The following is a 17304-nucleotide window of genomic DNA, read 5'->3' as shown; positions in this document are numbered from 1 at the left end:
ACGATCGCCCGGGTCTTGGCGTCGTCCTGCCGGCGGTCATCATCGGATTTTCCGCGCTTGAGGTATTCGATGGTCATTGCGGATTGCTCCTGTCGGATGGATTGGGGAGAAAAAGAGCCGGCAAGGTCAGGGCTCGAAGCTCTGACGGAACGCCTTGGTCAGCGCGGCGCCGCCGCCCTGGATGAGGGTGTGCTCGGAGCCCACGACAAAGAACGAGCCGCCTGCGTTTCGGTGGCCCTCCAGATCTTCGCTGGGGGCGCAGTAGAGCCCCGTGGCGGCACCCTCGACCGCGAGGATCCTTCGGGTCATCTCGGCGACCTCCGGGGCAAAGAAATTGTCGAGCCCGTGCGAAACCGCCAGGTCCGCACGACCGATGAACAGGGCATCCACCCCCTCGACCGCGGCAATGCCGGCGTGATTGACCACGCCGTCCGGATCCTCGATCTGGCAGATCAGGGCGAGTTCGTTCCGGGCCTTTCCGAGATGCTCGGCCAACGGCCGCCCGGCATATTCCGCGGCGCGGGTGGTGCCGGCAAAACCGCGCCCACCCGGACCGTAGGCCACCGACTTCGCCAGCGCCTCCGCCTGCTGGACGGTTTCCACATGCGGCACCATCACACCCGCCGCCCCGGCGTCGAGCACGCTGAGCACCCAATCGGGTGTCGCCACTGGCACGCGCACGACGATCGGACATCCGAGAGCCCGGCCGGCCATCACCATCGTGTCGGTGCTGCCCCGATCAAAGGGCGCATGTTCGGCGTCGACCACGAGGAAGTCGAAGCCCGCACGCGCCATGACCTCGATGATGATCGGATGCGGCGTCTTGATGAAAGCACCCACAAGCGGCTCGCGCCCGGTGAGGCGTGCCCTGAAGTCTGCATTGGTCGTCATCGTCTGAACTCCTTTTGCCATGGTCACGCGGGCTGCGGTTCGCCGGTCTCATGCGACAGGGTGATCTTGCGCGAGCTCAGGACCAGCGCGCCAAAGAGCAGTGCGCCACCCAGCGTGGCCCACCAGGGCGACATCAGCGCGAGGATCGCCGGCAGCACCCAGAGCAGACGTGACACTGCACCCCAGGGAAGCCGGGCCCCGCCCAGAAGATGCGCCGTCGACAGGACGAAGACGGCACCCGAGATCACGGCGCGGGCAATGCCTTCGGCCCCGCCGCCGCCCAGCATGCCGGGATAGGCGATGAACAGCATCGGCAAGGCATAGGCGGTGGCGCCGAGCCGCAGCGTCTGGCCGGCGACCTTCATCCAGGGCGCCTGCGCGATTGTGGCGGCGACGAAGACGCCAAGGCAGACCGGCGGGGTGATCACCGACAGCGCCGCGTAGTAGAGGACGAACATGTGCACGACCAGCGGGTCGATCCCCTGCTGGATCAGCGCCGGCGCAAACACCGCGGCGACCATCACGTAGGCGGCGGAGGTCGGAAGCCCCATGCCCGCGATCAAGCAGACCACCGCCATCAGGCCGGCAATCAGCCAGAGCTGCCCCTGCCCGACGCTCAGCACCGCCGCGGTCACCGCGACGCCGAATCCGGTGAGGTTGATCATCGCCACAAAGACCTGCGCGCCGACCAGAAGGATGCCCACGATGACCACGCCCTTGCCGCCAGCTTCCAAGGCGCGAAGGATGATGCCGAGTACGGCACGCGGATCCTCGCCCTTGCTGATGCGTGCCACGAGCACTGCGATCAGCATGGCAATCATCCCGTAACAGGCGGTCAGCTCGACCGAGTTTCCGTTGATCACCCCGAAGGACAGGCCGAGCAGCCCGGCGACGATCGGCGCGAGCCGCGCGAAGCTCATGGCACCGCGCCAGTCCGGAAGCGTGTCGTCGGTGACCGGCCGGAACCCCTGGCGCAGCGCGATGACGTGCACGGTGCTGTAGATGCCGAGGTAGAAGAGCAGCGCCGGCACCACGCCCGCAAGGGCGATCGACCAGTAGTTCAGCCCGACGAGCTCGGCCATGACGAAGGCGGCGGTTCCCATGATCGGCGGCGCAAGCTGGCCGCCCGTGGATGCGATCGCCTCGACCGCACCCGCATAGGCAGGCGGGTATTTCAGGCGCTTCATCAGGGGGATGGTGAAGTTGCCGGTGGTCGCGACATTGGCCACGGTCGATCCGTTGATCGCGCCGAAGAAGCCCGAAGCAAAGGTCGCGATTTTCGCCGCACCGCCCGGCCGCGAGCCGCCGAGGCGTGCGGAGAGGTCGAAGAAGGTCTCGCCCGCGCCGGTGTGAAGCAGGATCGCCCCGAAGAGCACGAAGGCTGCCAGGGTCGTCGACGCCACGTTGACCAGCATGCCCCACAGGCCGCGGTCCGACAGGAAGATGATCTCGGTCAGATAGCCGGTATCGAAACCGCGGTGCCCGAACTGCCCGGGGATGAGATAACCGAAGAACGCATACCCGACCGAGATGAGCACGATCAGCGGAAACACCCAGTTGGAGGTGCGCCGCGCCAGTTCCAGGACGCAGAGCAAGGTGCCGAACCCCATCAGCTTGTCCCAGCTGGTGGCCCAGGGAAGATCGGTCATGATGTCCTGGTAGTTGCCGATGATGTAGCACCCCGAGACGGTGACCACGGCGACGATCGCGGCGTCGATGAACATTCCGAGCGGGCGCCAGCGGCTGCCCTCAAAGAGCGGATGCATCAGCACGGCCAGCGCACTGATCGTCATGACGAAGAGCGCCCTCTGGACCAGAGACTCAAACGGTCCGTTGAACGATGTGTAGAAGACGAACGCACCGAGAAGAACGGCAAGCACGGCAATCGCCGTCTGTCGCAGCCTGGTCGGGAACGGGGGAGCGTCGGAGGGAACGGTCATCGCGGCACCTTCGCGGAATGAGGGGGGGGACCGGGCAGCCTCGAGCTGCACCGGTCACAGGACACATGGTTGCCTCGGGCGAGCCCTTACTTCAGGCGCTCGGGCACGGTCAGGCCGATTTCCTCGTAGTAGCGGATCGCGCCGGGGTGCAGCGGGCTGGTCGCGTATTGGAGCGTCAGCTCCGGCAGATTCAGCCCCTTGACCGCCGGGAAGGCCGCGGCCTGCTCGTCCATGTTCTCCATCACCGCCTTGGTGATGTCATAGGCGGTTTGCTCGTCCATGTCGGGCCGAGCGGAGACGCCGATCATGAACCCCCAGGCCGTGTAGGGCCCGGAGTTTTCCATCTTGCCGCCCGGCATCTCGACGATCGAGAGTTCCGGCAGCGACTCGCGGATCTGGGCTTCTTGTGCGTCGTCGATCCCCAGGACCTGCAGCGGGGTGAAGGCAGCGATATCGGTTGTGAGCGCGTCGAAGCTGGTGCCCACCGCGCTTTTCACGAAGCCCTCCGAACGGTCATCCTTGATGGCATTGGCCTGTTCGCCATTGGTGCCGCGGACCCAATCCGGGGTGATCCCCAAGAGGTCGAACACCTCCTGCGAGGTCGCCTCGGTCGAGGAACCGCGCATGCCCGGGCCGAACTTCTGCCCGTCGAGCCCGGCAAGCTCGGTGATGCCGGAATCGCGGCGGACCACGACATTCTGCGGCGCCAGAGAATAGGCCCAGAGAAGTTTCGACTCGACCGGCCGCCCCTCAAAGGACTTCACACCGTTGTAGGCCTGGTAGAGCGTCGAGGTGGTGATCAAGCCGATGTCGAGCTGCGAGCGGGCCATCCGCTTGAGGTTGTCGACCGTCGCACCTGTCTCGACCACCGAGGCCTGATAGGTGTCAGGGAAGCTGGCGTTCACGATCTGCGACAACGAGGCGAAATAGGCGTAATGCGCGCTTTGCGAATTGGTTGCCCCGAAGGCAAGACGAGTTTCGGCCCAGGCAGGCGCCGTGGTGGTGAGGGCGGACAGCGAAAGGATCGCCGTCGCCGCCAGGCAACGGAATTTCATGGATTCTCCTCCCAAAGAATTCTGAGTCACCCACGAACGGGTGCTGGGAAAGGAGTAGCCACAGAACTGGAACGCTATGCAACTCTTGCCATAAAATATGAAATTATTTCACTATCCGCTTTCGCGCACCTGCAACTCGCCGGGCAGGATTCGGATGTCGCCAATCTCTTCGGACCCATCTGAGGCGAGAATGATGTCCACGGCCTGGTCGAGCATCCTGCGCAGCGGTTGACGCACCGTGGTCAGACGGTAGGATTCCCATGCGGCCATCGGGATATCGTCGAACCCCACCACCGCCAGGTCGTCGGGGACCGAAGCGCCGGCGATCCGTGCAGCGTCGAGCACCGCGATGGCCATGATGTCATTTGCACAGAAGACGGCATCTGGCAGCGGTCGCCGTGCCAGCATTTCCTGCGCCGCAGCATAGGCGCGACGGTAGTCGAACCCCCCGTCCAACTGCTGCGCGAAGACGCGACCTGCATCCTCCAGTCGGTCGCGGAAACCGCGCATTCGTTCGAGATGCGTGGATGTGTCCCGCCGCCCTCCCATGAAGGCGATGCGCTGACGGCCCCCCGTCAGGAAACGCTCCGCGACCTGCTGCGCGCCGCCGTAATTGTCGCAGCAGACCGCCATCATCCGACTGTCCGTTTGGACGCGATTCAGCAGCACCGCTGGAATGCCATTTTGCCGGCAGGCCCGCGCGAGCCCAGACGTCAGGGTCGAATTGGCCAGAATGACGCCCTCGGTCCGAAAGTCGAGAACCTGCCGAATGGCGGTGTCTACATCCTCGGCCGAGGGGACCACATGCACGATCGCTTTCAGCCCGCGTTCGGGCAAGAGCCGCGTCATCTCGTCCACGGCAATCGGGTAGAACGGATTTTGCATCTCGCTCACCACCATGGCGATCGTGTCGGTCGCCTGTGTCGCGCGCACCTGGTCGACCTTGCTGACGTAGCCCAGTCGCGCGGCGACCGCGAAGATTGCCTTGCGCTTGTCCTCGGATATCGGGGCATTGCCCCGATATGCCCGCGACACGGCGGATACGGAAACGCCGGCTTCCGTCGCGACGTCTTTTGCTGTGATCTTTGTCATGCCTGCGGTATAAACATATTTTCACGATAAGTGAAAAAGTTTCACTTTAGACAGACTTCCTTATTCCCCGGATCTGGCCCTTTCTTTCGACAGACAAAAGAGGCGCAGCCCGAGTCCTGCTTCGGCGCAGGCAGTCCCGGAAATCCCAATGCGGTCAAGCCGGCGAGCGCCAAGGACGCGCTACCGCCGGGCATACTCTAAGATGCACCTGTCGCGAACATCGGCCCGCCCTTCCAGCGCGGAAAGCCGTAGCCGTGTACCTCGACCAGGTCGATGTCCTGCGGGGTCTGCGCGATGCCCTCTTGCAGGATCGCCTGGCCTTCCGCCGCCATTGCGCCGACGAGCCGCTCGGCGATCTCGGTACGCGGGAGATCGAGCGATCCAACGGTCCACCCGGAGAGCAGCTCCGTCACCGCGGCGGAGGGCTGCGGTGTCCGGTCACCCTCGGCGTAGTCGTACCAGCCGCCTGCCGTCTTCTGGCCCTTGCGCCCGGCCCGCACGAGTATGTCGCCCAGCGTCTCGGGCACCTCCTGCCCCGCCGCCCGTGCGCCCTCACGCTGCAGGAAGGCGATGTCCAGACCGCCCAGATCCTGCGCCTCGAAAGGCCCCATGCGGAAGCCGTAGTCCCGCATCGCCGCGTCGATCTCGGCGATCGGCACACCCTGGATGACCAGCGCCTCGGCCTCGGCACGGTAGCGCTTGAGAACACGATTGCCGATGAAGCCCTCGCAGATGCCCGCCCGCACCGGCACCTTGTTCAGCGCCCGCCCGAGCGCGAAGCCGGTGGCCACCACGTCGGGCGCGGTGTCCGGCGTCGGCACGATCTCGAGCAGCTTCATGATGTGGGCCGGGCTGAAAAAATGCAGCCCGATGAAGCGCTCGGGGTTCGGCAGCCCCTCGGCGATGGCACGCGGATCGAGGTACGAGGTGTTGGTCGCCAGCACCGCATCGCTCCGGCAGACGCGGCCGAGTTCGGCGAAGACGGCGCGCTTTACGCCGATCTCCTCGAACACCGCCTCGATCACCAGATCGACCTGCGCCAACTCGGCATAGTCGGTGCTGCCGCGAACGCCGGCCATCCGCTCGGCCCGGCCCTCTTCGGTGAGCTTGCCGCGCTTGACCGCGCCGTCGAAAATCTTGCCCACGTTGTCGAGACCCCGCGCCACTGCCTCGGCATCGCGCTCAATGAGGATGATCTCCATCCCCGCCTCGCGGCATGCCCCGGCGATGCCAGCGCCCATGGTGCCGCCGCCAATGACGCCGACCGTCCTGAACGGGCGCGGCTCGACGCCCTTGAGCGCGGCGGGTTTCGGCGCGGCGCGCTCGGCGAAGAAGACATGCCGCAGCGCCGCCGCCTCTTCCGAGCCGCGCAGGTCCAGGAAGGTCTCGCGCTCATGCGCCATGGCCTCGGCGAAGCCGTTCTCGGTGGCGAAGCGTAGGCTGTCCAGCGCGCGCAGCGGCGCTTGATGCCCGGCCTTGGAGGCGGACTTGAGGGCCGCCTGCCAGAATTCTTCCGGCATCTGGTCCAGCGGGCGTTTTGACGCCGGCACCGGCAGGTCCGCCCCCAACGCCTTGCGGGCGAAGGCCACCGCGTCGCTTTCCAGATCGCTCACCACCGCGTCGATGAGCCCCGCCTTCAGCGCCCTGCCGGCGGACATCGGACGCCCGCCCGTCACCAGACCCACCGCCGCCTCGACGCCGGCTAGGCGAGGTGTACGCACCGTGCCCGAAGCGCCGGGTATGACGCCGAGCGTGACTTCGGGCAGCCCCACCTTGGCGCTTTCGACGGCGACACGGAACCGGCAGCCCATGGCGATCTCGAACCCACCGCCGAGCGCCGCGCCGTGGATCGCCGCGACCCAGGGCTTTTCCGCCGCCTCGATCCTGTCCACCACGTCGGGCAGATGCGGCTCGACCGGCGGCTTGCCGAACTCGCGCACGTCCGCCCCGGCGAGGAAGGTCCGCCCGGCGCAGATCAGCACCACGGCCTTCACCTCGGGGTCGGCGTCGAGGTGGCCCACCATCTCGTAGAGCCCCTTGCGCACGGCCTCGGAGATCGCGTTCACCGGCGGGTTGTCGAGGGTGACGACGGCGATCTCGCCGTCGCGGCGGACAGTCAGGAGTGTCATGGTTCAGAGTCCCAGATAGGCTTCACGGATGCGCGGGTCGGCGATGAGATCGGGCGCGGCACCGGTCATGGTGATCCGCCCGGTTTCCATCACGTAGCCGCGGTCGGCGATCTTGAGCGCGCCATAGGCGTTCTGCTCGACCAGCAGCACCGTCACGTCGCGCTCCTTGAGAGATTTCACCACCTCGAAAATCTGCGCCACCAGAAGCGGCGCCAGACCCATCGAGGGCTCGTCGAGCAGCAGGCAATGCGGCCGGCCCATCAGTGCGCGGGCGATGGCCAGCATCTGCTGCTGCCCGCCCGAGAGCCCGCCCGCCGCGAGGTTGCGCTTTTCCTTGAGGATCGGGAACATGGCAAAGGCGTCGGCCATGTCGCGGTCCACCCGCTCGTCGGTGAAGAGGAAGGCGCCGAGGCGCAGGTTCTCCTCGACCGTGAGATTGGTGAAGATCTGCCGGCCCTCGGGCGACTGCGCCAGCCCCCGCTTCAGTCGCTTGTGGGCGGGCACCGAGGCGAAACTCTCGCCGCGGAAGACGATGGAGCCGTCGCTCACCGGCTGGGTGCCCGAGAGGCACTTCAGCAGCGTGGTCTTGCCGGCGCCGTTGGCGCCCACCACGGTCACGATCTCGCCCGAGCTGACCTCGAGGTCGAGCCCGTGCAACACCTCGATGCGCCCGTAGCGCGAGCGCAGCCCCTCAACCGTCAGCATGGGCAGGCTCCTCCTCTTCGGTGCCGAGATAGGCGGCGATCACCGCCGGGTCACGCGACACGGTGGCCGGGTCGCCCTCGGCGATCTTCTCGCCGTGGTCCAGCACCACGATGTGGTTCGAGATCCGCATCACCAGCTTCATGTCGTGCTCGACCAGCAGAATGGCGATGCCCGAGGCCGCGAGCTCGGCGATGAGGTGGTCGATCTCCTCGGTCTCGACGGCGTTGCAGCCTGCCGCCGGTTCATCCAGCAGCAGGATCTTCGGGTTCAGCGCCAGCGCGCGGGCGATCTCCAGCCGCTTCAAAGCGCCGTAGCTGAGGTTTCCGGCGATCTGCTCGGCGGCCTTGTCGAGCCGTACCCGCTCCAGCAGCTTGCGCGCCCCTGCCCGCGCCTGGGCCGCACGCCGCTTCATGCCGGGCAGCGAGAGCAGGTCGGCCCAGACCGAGCCGCGCTCTGAAAGGTGGTACCCCGCCAGCACGTTGTCGAGCACCGTCATCTCCTGGAAGATCTGCAGGTTCTGGAAAGTGCGCGACAGGCCCATCTCGGCCAGCCGGTTGGGGACCACCCCGGTCACCTCGATCCCGTTCAGCGAGACCGAGCCGCGCCCGGGCTGGTAGACGCCCGAGATCATGTTGAAAAGCGTCGTCTTGCCCGCCCCGTTCGGCCCGATGACCGAGACGATCTCGCCGGGCGCGACCTTGAAGCTCACGTCGTTGACCGCCTTCAGCCCGCCGAAGCTGATGCCGAGGCCCTGTACGTCCAGAAGGCTCATTCGTCCCTCCCCTTCAGGCGCCGCGCGATCGAGGGCAGAAGCCCCTGCGGCAGGAAGATCATCACCAGCACCATGACAAGGCCCAGTACCAGCTGCTCGTATTCGGCAAATACCGTCAGCACCTGCGGCAGCAGTGTCAGGATCGCCGCGCCGAAGGTGGCGCCCAGCACCGAGCCGACGCCGCCGAGCACCGCCATGGTGACCATCTCGACCGAGTGCATGAAGCCCGCCACGTCCGGCGTGATGTAGCCGTTCTGCAGGGCCAGCAGCGAGCCCGCGACCGAGGCGTAGACCGCCGAGATCACGAAGGCGCGCAGTTTCTGGCGCGGCACGTCGACGCCGACGGTCGCGGCCGCCACTTCCGAGCCGTGCAGCGCCCGCATGGCGCGGCCCGAGGGGCTGTCGAAGAGGTTCAGCGCCAGCCACGCCCCGACAAGCAGTACCACGCCGCAGACCATGTACCAGAACTCGCCGCCCGAAAGCCGCCAGCCCATGTCGCGCAGCAGGTCGCGCAGACCCAGATCGGCGACATTCATGCCGTCCGGCCCCCCGGTCAGCGCCCGCTCGTTGGTCAGCACCATCGACACGAGGATACCGAAGCCCAGCGTCGCCACCGCAAGGTAGTAGCCCTTGAGCCGCAGGATCGGCTTGCCGATCAGCGCCGCCATCACGCCCGAGACCACCGCGCCCAGCACCAGTGCCAGCGCCGGATGCAGCCCGAGGTGCTCGGGCGCCAGTGCACAGGCATAGGCGCCGATCCCGGCGAAGCCCGCGTGCCCGAGGCTGATCTGCCCTGCATAGCCGATCAGGATCACCAGCCCGACCACCGACAGCGCGTTTACGAAGATCAGCGCACCGACGCGGTAGTAGTAGCCCGAGGGGAAGAACAGCGGCAGCAGCGCGATGAGCAGCGCCAGCACGCCGAGTGAAATCCATTTGTTGCGTCCGGTCATCACACGCGCTCCGTCGATTTGCTGCCGAAGAGGCCCTGCGGCATCACGAAGAGCACACCGAGGATGACGATGAAGGCCACCGCCTCCTTGTACTGCGAACTGAGATAGCCCGCAGTCAGCGCCTCGAAACAGCCGAGCAGCAGCCCGCCCACCAGCGCGCCCTTGGGGTTGCCCATCCCGCCCAGCATGGCGGCGGCAAAGCCCTTGAGCGCCAGCGCGACGCCCACGTCGTAGCCGACCAGCGTGATCGGGGTGACCAGCACGCCCGCGAAGGCACCGATGGCCGCCGAAAGCCCGAACGAGAGCGTCATCACCCAGCCGGTGTTGATCCCGACGAGCTGCGCCGCGACGCGGTTGTTTGCGGTGGCGAGCACCGCCTTGCCGGTCAGCGTGCGGGTGAAGAAGATCCAGAGACCCACGAAGACCGCCAGCGCGCCGCCGATCACCCACAGGCTCTGCGGCAGGATCGTCGCGCCCAGAACGTGGATCGGATCATCGCCAGAGAAGGACGGGAAGCGGTGCAGCTGCTTGTCGAAGACCAGCTGCGTCGCGCCGCGGATCACGATGGACGCGCCGATGGTGATGATGATGAGCGAGACCACGGGCGCGCCGCGCGCCGGCTCGATGGCCAGCTTGTTGAGCGCCACGCCGATGGCCGAGGTCACGAGGATCGCGAGCAGCGCCGCCAGCGGCAGCGGCAGCCCTGCCTCGAAGGCGAAGACGGTGATCATCCCGCCCAGCATGACGAATTCGCCCTGGGCGAAGTTCACCACGTCGGAGGCGTTGTAGATGATGGTGAATCCCAGCGCCACGAGCGCGTAGACGGCGCCCACGGTCAGACCGGAGAACAGGAATTGCAGCAGGGCGTCCATCGGGGCTCCCAAGGCTTTGGCGGATTGGGGTGCGGCTCCGGGCGCGAGGCCCGGAGCCGAAGCGGGTTACTCGACGGGCAGCCAGTCGCCGTCCATGATCTCCAGCATCCGGAAGGCGCTGAGATCGAGGCCGAGGTGATCCTCGGGCGAGAAGCTGTAGGTGCCGGTGGTGCCAACGAGGCCGTCGGTCGCCTCAAGCGCATCGCGGATCGCCTGCGGATCCTCGCTGTCACCGGCGCGGGTGATGGCATCGACGATCAGCGCAAAGGCATCATGCGCATAGCCGCCGAAGGTCGAGACCTCCTGGTCGTACCTGGCCTTGTAGGCCTCGGTGTAGGTGGTCACCACCTCGTATTGCGCGTCATCTTCGGCCAGCTTGTCGGCGATCAGCAGCGCGGTCCCCGGCAGGCGCAGCCCCTCGGCGGCCTCGGCCCCGGCAAGCTCGATGAAGGCGTCAGAGGCAACCCCGTGGCTCTGGTAGAGCGGGATCTCGAAGCCGAGTTGCGCGACGTTGCGGGTGACAATCGCCGGGCCCTGGCCGAAGCCCGGGTTCAGCACCGCCTGCACGCCGCCCGTATTGCGGATGCGAGTGAGCTGCGGAGTCATGTCGGCGTCCTGCGGGCCGTAGGTTTCGTCGGCGAGGATTTCGATGCCGTGCTCGCCCGCGACCTCCTTGCACTGCGCCTGCATCGACGCGCCGAAGCCGTCGGTGCCCGAGATCATGCCGATCTTGGTGATGCCCTGCGCCTGCATGTCGGTGAAGATCTTCTCGCAGGCCATGCGGTCGGTGTGCGGGGTCTTGAAGACATACTCGCGCACCGGGTCGATGATCGAGATCGCGCCGGCCAGCGAGATGAAGGGAATGCCTTCGTCCTCGGCCACCGACAGGATCGACATGGTGGTGCCGGTGGTCGACCCGCCGATGATCGCGACGACCTCGTCATCCTCGACGAGGCGGGTCGCGAAGGTGCGCGCCTTGTTGGGATCGCCGCCGTCGTCGTAGAGCGTGAGGGCGATCTCCTCCCCATTAATCCCCCCTTCCTCGTTCAGCTGCTCGACCAGCATCTCGATGGTCTTGGCCTCGGGGTCGCCGAGGAAGGCCGCGGGGCCGGTGGCCGAGACGCTGACGCCGAGACGGATCTCGGCCTGCGCGGCGCCGGCGAGGACGCCGAGAGCGGCGAAGGTGGCAAGCGCGGTGGTGGTCTTGGACATCATGGTAACTCCTCCCAGATTGGTGTCCGTCGAAAGTCGGGTGCCGGGCTCCGGTCAGGCGCTCAGGCCGCCTTGGGCCAGCGGATCATCACGCGCCGGAAGCGGGGCGCGACGAAGGCGGCGTCGGTCAGGCTGGCATTGCCCGCCGGGTTCGCCCCGGTGACGTGAAAGTCGGAGAAGGCCGCCGACTGGTTCACGTAGATATTGCCGGTGAGATTCACCGAAAGGTTCACGCCGGCCCGTGCAAAGGCCTTCGCCGCCCGTCTGATAAGCGCCTCATCTGTCGCGTAGAGCGCCGCGGTGATCGCGCCCTTGCTGCGGGCGATCCCTGCGGCGCGGGCGATGGCATCCTCGGCGCCATCGCAGGGCACGAGGAACGAGACCGGGCCGAAGCACTCGTCGTTCTGCGGACCCTCGGCGCCTTCGACCGCGACCATGAGTGGTGTGGCGCTGCGGCCATGGCCGGTTTCGGCGCTGTCGCGGATGACCCGGCCTGCGCCGCGGGCGGTCTCGATGCGCTGCAACGTGTTGGGATTGACGATGGTGCCGCAGATCCCGGCGGCGCGCGCCGGATCGGAGAGCAGCGCGTCGATCGCCTGCTTGATCCCCGCGGCGACCTCGTCAAAGCTCTTGAGGCCCTGATCGGTCTCGATCCCGCCGCGCGGAACATAAAGGTTCTGCGGCGAGGTGCACATCTGTCCCGAATAGAGCGACAGCGAGAAGGCGAGGTTGGCGCACATCCCGGAGAAATCATCCGTGCCGGTGATGGTGACCGAGTTGACCCCGGCCTCCTCGGTGAACAGCATCGCTTGGCTGTGCGCGCGGATCCAGTCGGCAAAGGCGGTGGACCCGGTGTAGTCGATCAGCGCCACTTTCTCGTGCGCCGCCAGATCCTTGGTGATCTGGGCCTCCGGCGCGTCGGCGGCCAGCAGCACGGCGTCCTGCGGCAGCCCGATCTCGGCGAAGACCTCGCGCAGCACGCGCACGGTCAGCGCCAGTGGCAGGATGGCACGCGGGTGCGGCTTGACGATCACCGGGTTGCCGGTGGCGAGGCTGGCAAAAATTCCCGGGTAGCCGTTCCAGGTCGGAAAGGTGTTGCAGCCCACGGTGAGCGCGATGCCGCGCGGCACCAGCGACCAGTGCTTCTCGATCACCAGCGGCGCATGCTTGCCCTGCGGCTTTTCCCAGACCGCGTCGCGGGCGCTGCGGGTCAGCTCGGAATAGGCCATTGCCAGCGCCTCGAGCCCGCGATCCTGCGCGTGCGGCCCGCCCGCCTGGAAAGCCATGGCAAAGGCCTGGCCGGTGGTGTGCATGGTGGCGTGGCCGAGCAGGAAGCTCATCTTGTTGAGCCGCACCAAGGCCTCGAGCAGAGCCCCGACCCGCGCCTCGACCGTGGCCTCGGCGAACGCGGGCGCGGCAGCCTCGGCGGCGGCGAGCAGCGCCTCGGGCGCGGCGGCGGGATAGCGGATGCCAAGCTCGGGGCCCCAGGGAGAAACCTCGGACCCGACGCGCCCGTCCTCGGGATGGCCGGGCAGATGGAAGGCGGCGCCCAGCAGGCGAGCATAGGACGATTCGCCCTTTGCCTTCGCGGTTTCGCCGTAGATCTTCCCGCTCGGGACCTCGGGGAACGGGGTCCAGAATTCGCGCGTTTCCAGCGCCTTCAGGGCACTTTCCAGCAGCGGTTTATGGCGGGTGAACAGGTCTGTCATGGCTCCTCCCAAAGCTTGACCAGTATCATTGACCGTCCGGTCGGTTTATGCAACAGTAAATCTCACAGGCCCCGTGGAGGGGGGCTGGGAGGATCACATGACCACATCGCAAACCGTGCTGGCGGAGCTGGAGTCCGGCGTTCTGAAGCTGACGCTCAACCGCCCGGAAAAGCTCAACTCCTTCAACGAGGAGATGCACCTTGCCCTGCGCGCTCAAATCCAGCGGGCGCATGATGACGACGCGATTCGCGCCGTGCTGCTCACCGGTGCAGGGCGCGGCTTCTGCGCCGGGCAGGACCTCGGCGACCGCGACCCGCGCAAGGGCGGCCCCAAGCCGGACCTCGGCCAGACCATCGAGGCCTTCTACAACCCCACCCTCCGGCTCATCCGGGCGCTGGAAAAGCCGGTGATCTGCGCGGTGAACGGCGTGGCGGCGGGCGCCGGGGCCAATATCGCCTTTGCGTGCGACATCGTGCTTGCAGCGAAATCGGCGAAGTTCATTCAGGCCTTTTCCAAGATCGGGCTAATCCCCGACGCGGGCGGCAGCTGGTCGCTGCCCCGCATTCTCGGCGAGCCGCGCGCCAAGGCGCTGACCATGACCGCCGAGCCGCTGATGGCCGAGACCGCCGCCGATTGGGGGCTGATCTGGAAGGCGCTCGACGACGAGGCCCTGATCCCCGAGGCCGAGGCGCTGGCGGCAAAACTGGCCGCCGGGCCGACGCTGGGGCTGGGCCTTACCAAGCGCCTCATCCATGAGGCCGCGACAAACGATCTCGACACGCATCTCGATCGCGAGCGAGACTGTCAGCGAGAGGCAGGCCGGTCCGACGACTACGCCGAGGGCGTCACGGCCTTTCTCGAGAAACGTCCTGCCAGCTTCCGGGGGAAGTGAGCCATGAAGGACATTCAGAGCATGACCCCTCAGGATCTCGCAGAGGCCTGCGCCAAGGAAATGTGGAACGCCGACAGCGCCTCGCAGCGCCTCGGCATGACGCTGGCCCACATCGCGCCCGGCCATGCGACGCTCGAGATGGAGCTGAGCGAGCAGATGACCAACGGCCACGGCAACGCCCACGGCGGTTATCTCTTCACGCTGGCCGACAGCGCCTTTGCCTTCGCCTGCAACACCTACAACGAGATGACCGTCGCGCAGCATTGCTCGGTCACCTACATCACCCCGGGCGCGCTCGGGGATCGGCTCACGGCCACCGCCCGCGAGATCTCGCGCAAGGGCCGCTCGGGCATCTATGACGTGACGATCACCCGGGAGGACGGGACCGTCATCGCAGAATTCCGCGGCCATTCGCGGACGCTCAACCGGCCCCTGCTGCCCGAAGCGCGGGCGGAGGGCTGACCCATGAAGGGAGGAGAGACCATGACAGACATGACCCCGATGAAGGAGATCCTCGACCCGATCGAGATCGCCAGCCGTGACGAAATTTCCGCGCTTCAGCAAAAGCGCATGGCCTGGTCGCTGCGCCACGCCTACGAGAATTCCCCCTTCTATCGCAAACGCTTCGACGAGCACGGCGCGCATCCGGACGACTTCAAGACCCTCGCCGATCTCGCCAAATTCCCCTTCACCATGAAGCAGGATCTGCGCGACACCTACCCATTCGGCATGTTCGCCGTCCCGCGTGAGCAGCTGGTGCGCATCCACGGCTCGTCGGGCACCACCGGCAAGCCCACCGTCGTCGGCTACACACAGAAGGATATCGACATCTGGGCAGACTGCATGGCGCGCTCGATCCGGGCCTCGGGCGGCCGCAAGGGCGATATCTGCCACGTCGCCTATGGCTACGGTCTCTTCACCGGCGGGCTCGGGGCCCACTACGGGGCCGAGCGGCTCGGCTGCACCGTGGTGCCGATCTCCGGCGGCATGACCGAGCGCCAGGTCACCCTGATGCAGGACTTCCAACCCCAGATCATCATGGTCACGCCTTCCTACATGCTCTCGATCCTCGACGAGTTCCGCCGCCAGGGCCTCGACCCGCGGCAGAGCTCGCTCAAGGTCGGCATCTTCGGCGCGGAGCCCTGGACCAACGCCATGCGCGAGGAGATCGAGCAGGCCTTCGACATGCACGCGGTCGACATCTACGGCCTGTCCGAGATCATGGGCCCCGGCGTCGCCAACGAATGCGTCGAGACCAAGGATGGGCTGCACGTCTGGGAAGACCACTTCTACCCCGAGATCATCGATCCCACGACGGGCGATGTGCTGCCCGACGGCGAGATGGGCGAGCTGGTGTTCACCACGCTCACCAAGGAAGGCCTGCCGATGGTGCGCTACCGCACCCGCGACCTCACACGCATCCTGCCCGGCACCGCGCGCTCGATGCGCCGGATCGAGAAGATCACCGGCCGCAGCGACGACATGATCATCCTGCGCGGCGTCAATGTCTTCCCGACCCAGATCGAAGAGCAGATCCTGAAATGCGAGGGCCTCGCCCCGCACTTCCAGATCGAGCTTGGCCGCAAGGACCGCATGGACGTTATGACCGTGCACGTCGAATGCACCCCGGCCCGCTGCGATGCCGATGCCCGAGCCGCCTCGGCGAAGGAGCTGTCGCATCACATCAAATCGGTGGTTGGTGTCTCGACCAAGATCGAGGTGCATGACCCCGAGGGCGTTGCCCGATCCGAAGGCAAAGCCAAGCGCGTCGTCGACAACCGCCCGAAGTAACCTACGGGCAGGCTAGAAAATACCCCGTCCGGCGGCTAAGGACTGGCGCGCCGCCAATCCCCCGCCGGACCAAGAGGAGCATTCGCGCATATGGCAAGAACGCGCGCCAGCGACTTCGAGGAGAAGCAGCACCAGCTACTTCTCACCGCCGCCAACGTCTTTGCGACGCAGGGGATGGAAAAAGCCTCCATGTCCCAGATCGCATCCGAAGCCGGGGTGTCGAAGTCGCTGCTCTACCACTACTACCCGTCGAAGGACGCGCTGATCTTCGCGATCATCGAGACCCATCTCGATGAGCTCGACGCCGCGCTGGTCGAGGCGGACGATCCCGCCCTGCCCCCGCGCGCGCGGCTCGAGCAGCTGGTGATGACCGTGCTCGACGCCTACAAGGGCGCCGACGACCAGCATAAGGTCCAGCTCAACGCCGGTCCCGCGCTGTCGGACGAGCAGAAAGCCGCGATCACCAAGATCGAGCGGCGCATCGTCAAGCACTTCTCCGCCGTGCTGACTGAGATCCACCCGCAGCTCGACACGCCTGAGAGGCCGCTGCTGATGCCCGTCACCATGTCGCTCTTCGGCATGATGAACTGGGTCTACATGTGGTTCCGCGACGGCGGCAAGATCAGCCGCGAGGATTATGCCCGCGTGGCGACGACCCTGATCCTCGAAGGGGTCAAGGGCGTTCGCTGAGCGCCGCGCGCTCGACCATCAGCGGATCATACTCGGGCGCCGTCACGCGGCGGCGCCCCTCTTCCATCTCCGCCAGCGGCTGCGCCGGGGCGAGCTTGGTCTTGGCATCCACCGCGAGCTGGCGGTAGACGTCGGTGCCGCGCGACTTCCAGTCGATTTCCTGCTCGGTCAGCGCGCGCAGCACCTTGGCGGGTGAGCCCACCGCCATGACGTTGGCCGGGATCTCGCTCCCCGCCCGCACGAAGGCCATGGCGCCGAGGATTGTGTTCTCGCCGATCCGCGCCTCGTCCATCACCACGGCATTCATCCCGATCAGCGCATTGCGCCCGATGTGGCAGCCGTGCAGCACCGCGCCGTGACCGACGTGGCCGCGCTCCTCGACCACGACATCCTTGCCGGGAAAGGCATGGGCGACGCAGGTCTCCTGCACATTCGAGCCGGGGTGCAGCGTGATCCGCCCGAAGTCGCCGCGCAGCACCGCGCCGGGGCCGATATAGCAGCCGGCCCCCACGATCACGTCCCCGATGAGCACTGCCTCGGGATGGACAAAGGCCGAGGGGGCCACCACCGGCACCACCCCGTCCCAGGACCAGATCGCCAT

16 protein-coding genes are annotated in these 17304 nt (G+C 66.7%); 4 read left to right on the top strand and 12 right to left on the bottom strand.

What is annotated here, in order from left to right; translation table 11 throughout:
* Window positions 1–126 precede the first annotated feature (126 nt).
* The 11 genes from G0D83_RS05250 to paaN all read right to left on the bottom strand — a co-directional run bounded on the left by G0D83_RS05250 (window position 127) and on the right by paaN (window position 13330).
* Complete coding sequence (locus G0D83_RS05250) at window positions 127–891, bottom strand: HpcH/HpaI aldolase/citrate lyase family protein (protein WP_164190245.1); 765 nt, start codon at window positions 889–891, stop codon at window positions 127–129.
* Window positions 892–914: 23 nt separating this feature from the next.
* Window positions 915–2771, bottom strand: coding sequence for a TRAP transporter permease (locus G0D83_RS05245; RefSeq protein ID WP_370457164.1), 1857 nt, complete (start codon window positions 2769–2771; stop codon window positions 915–917).
* Between the two features lie 146 nt (window positions 2772–2917).
* The gene (locus tag G0D83_RS05240; RefSeq protein WP_164190240.1) at window positions 2918–3886 is read right to left on the bottom strand and encodes a TAXI family TRAP transporter solute-binding subunit; all 969 of its coding nucleotides are present in this window, start codon (window positions 3884–3886) and stop codon (window positions 2918–2920) included.
* Window positions 3887–3997: 111 nt separating this feature from the next.
* Window positions 3998–4978 carry a LacI family DNA-binding transcriptional regulator gene (locus G0D83_RS05235; protein ID WP_164190238.1) on the bottom strand — a complete coding sequence of 327 codons (981 nt, stop codon included), beginning with the start codon at window positions 4976–4978 and terminating at the stop codon, window positions 3998–4000.
* Between the two features lie 197 nt (window positions 4979–5175).
* On the bottom strand, window positions 5176–7107 hold the full coding sequence (locus G0D83_RS05230; protein ID WP_164190235.1) for a 3-hydroxyacyl-CoA dehydrogenase NAD-binding domain-containing protein: 1932 nt from the start codon (window positions 7105–7107) through the stop codon (window positions 5176–5178).
* A gap of 3 nt (window positions 7108–7110) precedes the next feature.
* Window positions 7111–7812, bottom strand: coding sequence for an ABC transporter ATP-binding protein (locus tag G0D83_RS05225; RefSeq protein ID WP_108970683.1), 702 nt, complete (start codon window positions 7810–7812; stop codon window positions 7111–7113).
* Complete coding sequence (locus tag G0D83_RS05220) at window positions 7799–8584, bottom strand: ABC transporter ATP-binding protein (protein ID WP_164190233.1); 786 nt, start codon at window positions 8582–8584, stop codon at window positions 7799–7801. The genes G0D83_RS05225 and G0D83_RS05220 overlap by 14 nt, the downstream gene beginning before the upstream one ends.
* Complete coding sequence (locus G0D83_RS05215; protein WP_164190231.1) at window positions 8581–9537, bottom strand: branched-chain amino acid ABC transporter permease; 957 nt, start codon at window positions 9535–9537, stop codon at window positions 8581–8583. The genes G0D83_RS05220 and G0D83_RS05215 overlap by 4 nt, the downstream gene beginning before the upstream one ends.
* A complete protein-coding gene (locus tag G0D83_RS05210; protein WP_008887693.1) occupies window positions 9537–10409 on the bottom strand; it encodes a branched-chain amino acid ABC transporter permease in 873 nt (290 codons plus the stop codon). The genes G0D83_RS05215 and G0D83_RS05210 overlap by 1 nt, the downstream gene beginning before the upstream one ends.
* Window positions 10410–10475: 66 nt before the next feature.
* Window positions 10476–11624, bottom strand: a complete 1149-nt coding sequence (locus tag G0D83_RS05205; protein WP_164190229.1) for an ABC transporter substrate-binding protein — start codon at window positions 11622–11624, stop codon at window positions 10476–10478.
* Window positions 11625–11683: 59 nt separating this feature from the next.
* Window positions 11684–13330, bottom strand: a complete 1647-nt coding sequence (gene paaN, locus G0D83_RS05200) for a phenylacetic acid degradation protein PaaN (RefSeq protein WP_164190227.1) — start codon at window positions 13328–13330, stop codon at window positions 11684–11686.
* Window positions 13331–13427: 97 nt separating this feature from the next.
* Between paaN and paaG the strand changes: the two genes are divergently transcribed.
* The 4 genes from paaG (at window position 13428) to G0D83_RS05180 (ending at window position 16703) form a co-directional block, all read left to right on the top strand.
* Window positions 13428–14222 carry a 2-(1,2-epoxy-1,2-dihydrophenyl)acetyl-CoA isomerase PaaG gene (gene paaG / locus G0D83_RS05195; protein ID WP_164190218.1) on the top strand — a complete coding sequence of 265 codons (795 nt, stop codon included), beginning with the start codon at window positions 13428–13430 and terminating at the stop codon, window positions 14220–14222.
* A 21-nt stretch (window positions 14223–14243) separates the two neighbouring features.
* Entirely contained in the window at window positions 14244–14684 is a 441-nt protein-coding gene (gene paaI, locus G0D83_RS05190; protein WP_108970784.1) for a hydroxyphenylacetyl-CoA thioesterase PaaI, read from the top strand.
* A 21-nt stretch (window positions 14685–14705) separates the two neighbouring features.
* Window positions 14706–16013: a phenylacetate--CoA ligase PaaK gene (paaK, locus tag G0D83_RS05185; RefSeq protein ID WP_164190209.1), complete on the top strand. Its 1308-nt coding sequence runs from the start codon at window positions 14706–14708 to the stop codon at window positions 16011–16013.
* A 90-nt stretch (window positions 16014–16103) separates the two neighbouring features.
* A complete protein-coding gene (locus G0D83_RS05180) occupies window positions 16104–16703 on the top strand; it encodes a TetR/AcrR family transcriptional regulator (RefSeq protein WP_108970691.1) in 600 nt (199 codons plus the stop codon).
* Here G0D83_RS05180 and G0D83_RS05175 read toward each other — a convergent pair.
* Window positions 16687–17304: a transferase hexapeptide repeat family protein gene (locus G0D83_RS05175; protein WP_164190199.1), complete on the bottom strand. Its 618-nt coding sequence runs from the start codon at window positions 17302–17304 to the stop codon at window positions 16687–16689. The two genes, G0D83_RS05180 and G0D83_RS05175, sit on opposite strands and share 17 nt — an antisense overlap.

The sequence above is a fragment of the Salipiger sp. PrR003 genome (assembly GCF_010500785.1).
GTDB classification, from domain to species: Bacteria; Pseudomonadota; Alphaproteobacteria; order Rhodobacterales; family Rhodobacteraceae; genus Salipiger; species Salipiger pacificus_A.
Note: the sequence above shows the minus strand (reverse complement) of the source record. Positions and strands in the feature narration are given on the sequence as shown.

Coding starts and splice junctions, on each gene's coding strand:
- G0D83_RS05250 (WP_164190245.1), bottom strand. CDS start 891: ATGACGACCAATGCAGACTTCAGGGCACGCCTCACCGGGCGCGAGCCG.
- G0D83_RS05240 (WP_164190240.1), bottom strand. CDS start 3,886: ATGAAATTCCGTTGCCTGGCGGCGACGGCGATCCTTTCGCTGTCCGCC.
- G0D83_RS05235 (WP_164190238.1), bottom strand. CDS start 4,978: ATGACAAAGATCACAGCAAAAGACGTCGCGACGGAAGCCGGCGTTTCC.
- G0D83_RS05230 (WP_164190235.1), bottom strand. CDS start 7,107: ATGACACTCCTGACTGTCCGCCGCGACGGCGAGATCGCCGTCGTCACC.
- G0D83_RS05225 (WP_108970683.1), bottom strand. CDS start 7,812: ATGCTGACGGTTGAGGGGCTGCGCTCGCGCTACGGGCGCATCGAGGTG.
- G0D83_RS05220 (WP_164190233.1), bottom strand. CDS start 8,584: ATGAGCCTTCTGGACGTACAGGGCCTCGGCATCAGCTTCGGCGGGCTG.
- G0D83_RS05215 (WP_164190231.1), bottom strand. CDS start 9,537: ATGACCGGACGCAACAAATGGATTTCACTCGGCGTGCTGGCGCTGCTC.
- G0D83_RS05210 (WP_008887693.1), bottom strand. CDS start 10,409: ATGGACGCCCTGCTGCAATTCCTGTTCTCCGGTCTGACCGTGGGCGCC.
- G0D83_RS05205 (WP_164190229.1), bottom strand. CDS start 11,624: ATGATGTCCAAGACCACCACCGCGCTTGCCACCTTCGCCGCTCTCGGC.
- paaN (WP_164190227.1), bottom strand. CDS start 13,330: ATGACAGACCTGTTCACCCGCCATAAACCGCTGCTGGAAAGTGCCCTG.
- paaG (WP_164190218.1), top strand. CDS start 13,428: ATGACCACATCGCAAACCGTGCTGGCGGAGCTGGAGTCCGGCGTTCTG.
- paaI (WP_108970784.1), top strand. CDS start 14,244: ATGACCCCTCAGGATCTCGCAGAGGCCTGCGCCAAGGAAATGTGGAAC.
- paaK (WP_164190209.1), top strand. CDS start 14,706: ATGACAGACATGACCCCGATGAAGGAGATCCTCGACCCGATCGAGATC.
- G0D83_RS05180 (WP_108970691.1), top strand. CDS start 16,104: ATGGCAAGAACGCGCGCCAGCGACTTCGAGGAGAAGCAGCACCAGCTA.
- G0D83_RS05175 (WP_164190199.1), bottom strand. CDS start 17,304: ATGGCGATCTGGTCCTGGGACGGGGTGGTGCCGGTGGTGGCCCCCTCG.